This window comes from Sphingobacterium shayense (assembly GCF_013179575.1).
Lineage (GTDB): Bacteria > Bacteroidota > Bacteroidia > Sphingobacteriales > Sphingobacteriaceae > Sphingobacterium > Sphingobacterium shayense.
Genome location: NZ_JABMCQ010000245.1, coordinates 1 through 4,266, shown reverse-complemented (window position 1 = coordinate 4,266; position 4,266 = coordinate 1). Strand labels below are relative to the sequence as shown.

The window sequence follows — 4,266 nt, the reverse complement described above, 5'->3', positions numbered from 1 at the left end:
CTTTTAGATAATTTATATATCCATCATCCTCCTTGCCATATTTAACACAGGTCTTATGAATGTTTAGCATAATACCTTTAAGGCGATCATCAACTTTTCCACTAGACCATTGTTGTCTTAGACTATTTTGGGACATTTCTAGACCGGATACAGCGACCCCTCCGGCATTTGCAGCCTTACCAGGGGCGAAATGAATTTTTGCTTTATGGAATGCTTTAATAGCCTCAGCAGTCGACGGCATATTCGCGCCTTCACCAACACACTTACATCCACCTTTAATTAACAGTTTTGCATCGTCTTCATTTAACTCATTTTGTGTCGCACAAGGCAAAGCAATATCGCATTTAAACTGCCAAGGGCGCTTATCTGCGTGAAATGATGCTGTTTTATATTTCTTAGTGTATTTTTCTAAATCCCTACCTAAAGTCGAAACGTAGGCAAGCTTCTCAAGTGACAGTCCTTCAGGATCATGTAGCGTTCCTGAGCTATTCGAAAGAGTAATTACTCGAGCACCCATGTGGATTGCTTTTTCGGCTGCGTAATACGCTACATTTCCAGCCCCCGATATAGTAATGGTTTTACCGGCTATCTCTTCATCTAAATTATCATAGATACATTCTACGAAGTATAGTAATCCATAGCCCGTCGCTTCTGGACGAATATGTGAACCACCCCAATTTATACCTTTTCCAGTTAATACACCGGTAAAATTGTTTTGGATACGCTTATATTGTCCAAACATATAACCAACTTCACGTCCACCAACACCGATATCCCCAGCAGGAACGTCCGTATCTGCGCCAATGTGCCTATACAATTCTGTCATAAAACTTTGGCAAAAACGCATAATCTCCATATCTGACTTTCCTTTGGGATCGAAATCGGACCCACCTTTTCCTCCGCCAATTGGAATACCAGTCAAACTATTCTTAAATACTTGCTCAAAAGCCAAAAATTTCAGAATACTTAAATTTACCGTAGGAGAGAAGCGCAAACCACCTTTATATGGTCCAATAGCACTATTCATTTGTACTCGGTATCCCCGATTTACCTGAACTTCATTTTTATCGTTCAACCATGTTACTCGGAAAGAAACCACGCGCTCAGGTTCTACTATACGTTCAAGTATTTTCAAATCTGCCCAAGTAGGATGTTTTTCGTTAATATAGGGTATTAAATCCTCTGTTACTTCTGCTACCGCTTGTAGAAATTCCGGTTCATTAGGATTACGCTCTTCAACGTATTTAATGAAACTTTTAAAGTTGATCGACATTTTATGATAAAGTTTTTAACAACATAGATTATTATTGCGAATGTATTAAATTTAACTGACTTTTACGGCAGTCACCTCAAATTTGTTACTACTTTTTCTTATAACGACTCAATGTTTCTTCATCAGGAATAGGCTTTCCCATTTACGCTCAATATTATGACTAATTTGAATACGGCACCAACGACTGTATCTCAAAATAAGATATTAGCCCGAAATATTGCAATCGTATTTCTCTAGAATTACGTATCTTGAACTGCTTAATCGATTAAGTTAACTGTCCTAGCATAAATAACTACAAAAAACCACACTATATGAAAAACCTTGCTATTGTTTCCGTCTTTATGACTCTTTTGTTGTCAATAGGGAGCCTTCAGGCGTTTGGACAAAAAGATAAATACCTACTACAACAGGAATTAGATAATCTTATTCGGGCAGACTTGCTGCCTGAATACCGAACAAACCAGATAATTGAACAAGTATCAAGCTACGACCGTACCGGCAAAAACGACGATGGGTTTGAAGGAACACATTCGTTTGTCCGAAAAGAAGGCGAGCATCTTGTAATTGCTGATTTAAAGGGCCCCGGCGTCGTAAACAGAATATGGACCCCGACACCAAATGATGATACGTTAGCTTTCTATTTCGACGGCGAAAAACGGGCTAGACTAAGGATTCGTTTTTCCGACTTATTTTCGGGAACTGTCTTTCCTTTTCTTAAAGGGATTTCGGGGAACGAAATCGGAGGTTTCTATACATATATGCCTATTCCATACGAAAAGTCACTTAAGATAGTTTTCGAAGGTAAGAAAATGCTATTCCATCAGATTCAATATCGACAATTACCAAAAACTGACGTGACGTCTTGGACAGGGAATTTTTCAGAAAATGAAAAAGAGAAAATTCAAGAAGTTTCCAGTATATACGAAAAGCCTGCACCGACAATTGACCGTTTCACTAAGGGAAGATCCTCAGAGATCCGACTCACAGAAAAGCAAATCATCCTTGAACCAGGGAATGAAGAAACTATTTTTGACATTCAACAAGGAGGAAGAGTCGTTGGAATAGAAATCGACGGCGGAACTGCATTCGAAGGATTACAAAAAGATATTCTACTTTCTGCAAGATGGGACGAGGAAGGCACCGAGGCTATTTATGCCCCTCTGGCGGATTTTTTTGGTTATGCTTATGGTAAAAAAGCAATGCGTAGTTTGTTATTAGGCACAAGAGAAGAATTAAACTATAGTTATCTACCCATGCCTTTTGACAATTCAGCTGAAATCAAATTGATTTACAAAAAACGCTCAAAAACAACACAATCACCTATTTCTGTGAAAGTAAAAATTTATCATTCCGCAATAGCACGTGTACCCGAATTAGAAGGCAAATTTTACGCAGTATGGCACAGGGAAGTTCCGGATAAAGGAAAATACTATGAGTTTTTAAAGTTGAACGGGAAAGGCCATTATGTCGGAACGATACATTGGGCACAAGGGCTTCGCGCTGGCATGACACTTTTCTTCGAGGGCGACGATAAGACTATCGTAGACGGAGAACAACGACTGCATGGTACCGGTTCTGAAGACTACTATAACGGAGGTTGGTATGCTTTGCTCGATCGTTGGGACCGGGGAATAAGTCTTCCTATTCACGGATCGCTAGCTTATAGTTTACCAATGGCCAGAACAGGAGGCTATCGATTGTTTATGAGTGATAAAATGCCATTTGAAGAACAGATTAATCATGTAATAGAGCACGGACCCGAAGGGAATGAGTTTCCCGTCGACTATACCTCAGTCGCCATGTTTTATGGCGCACAACCACTAGAAAACAAGGTAGCGCCGACGGACGAGCTCCGTGAAGTATACGTACCAACAATTCACGAATATTTCCCTCAACTCATGGAAATAACACTAGGAGGGGGAGCAGAGGTAAAACAAGATCGCGGCCTACAAATATTCTCCGACGGGCATCATACAGTTCAAGTCGCGTTAAATGACATTCCTGAAGGCACATATAAATTATCCGTATCGTACCAGATGAAGGAAAAAGGGGGAGAATTTGCAATATGGCAACGTCAAAAGAAAATTTCGGACTGGAAATCTACACGCGCAGCAGTCGAGAGTAAAGTAGAAAAAGAGCAAATAGGTTTGATAAACATCACAAATCAAACGAACTCCATTACGTTACATGTGCGAGAAGAAGGAGGAGAGAAGAGCGTATTTGAACTCGATAGGATACATTTAGAACGAATTGATAACCAATAGAATAGCACATTCGTAACTAACGTTGAGTTCAAAAACATCTGGTTAGTTACGAATGTCTAATATGATTAAGATTGGATCAACCAGATATTGGATTTTCCTTCCAGTGCTTCCTGCGGTGTTGAGCTTACATTTAATAAATCTGTTTCATGACCTTCTAAATGCCAATTCAAGTCTTCGTCATTAACGGATTTCATTTGAAATATAGCATCTTGATCGCGGTAACTAAAATCGCTTTTCAACAAATTAATTTTCTTATCCAAAAACAACTGCTTAGCGTCGTCTTTAGTAATGTGCTTTAGCTTACTAGACAGTTCATCAAAACTAGTCATTTCGTGCGCTAATTCATTAGGATAGCGATCCGCTAAGTATGCTGAATACAGGTCACGATTAGCAGTTCTTAGTGCTTCATTTTTATACGCAATTCTTTCAGGATTAAGTTCAAAATTGAAATCTTCCGGGTTTTTCTTAAATCCGAACTGCTTATCAAGTTGTTCAATCCGTTGTTCGATTGTAGCCATAATAGTTGATTGTTGTTTATCACTAAACGATCGAGAGTCATAAATGTTGTAATTAATTACACACAATTAAACGTGTTGAAGGTAACCAACAATAATCTTCAGAACATCTATAACTACAAATAACAATATAATGTTGAAATACCGGGTAATTAGAGCAATAAGTAACGATTGTTATTTGTCTTATAATTTATATTATGTTAAATAGAAAAGT

Annotated in this window: 3 protein-coding genes; 1 reads left to right on the top strand and 2 read right to left on the bottom strand. The window is 38.6% G+C overall.

Annotation, left to right across the window (positions count from 1 at the left end):
* Positions 1-1,273, bottom strand: a 1,273-nt coding sequence (gdhA, locus tag HP439_RS18100; protein ID WP_172391736.1) for an NADP-specific glutamate dehydrogenase, incomplete at its 3' end; no start/stop codon positions are given.
* A 311-nt stretch (positions 1,274-1,584) separates the two neighbouring features.
* On the opposite strand from gdhA, the gene HP439_RS18095 reads away from it, so the two are divergent.
* Complete coding sequence (locus HP439_RS18095; RefSeq protein ID WP_172391735.1) at positions 1,585-3,537, top strand: glycoside hydrolase family 172 protein; 1,953 nt, start codon at positions 1,585-1,587, stop codon at positions 3,535-3,537.
* Between the two features lie 65 nt (positions 3,538-3,602).
* Here HP439_RS18095 and HP439_RS18090 read toward each other — a convergent pair whose 3' ends face one another.
* The gene (locus HP439_RS18090) at positions 3,603-4,055 is read right to left on the bottom strand and encodes a hypothetical protein (protein WP_172391734.1); all 453 of its coding nucleotides are present in this window, start codon (positions 4,053-4,055) and stop codon (positions 3,603-3,605) included.
* Positions 4,056-4,266: the final 211 nt, after the last annotated feature.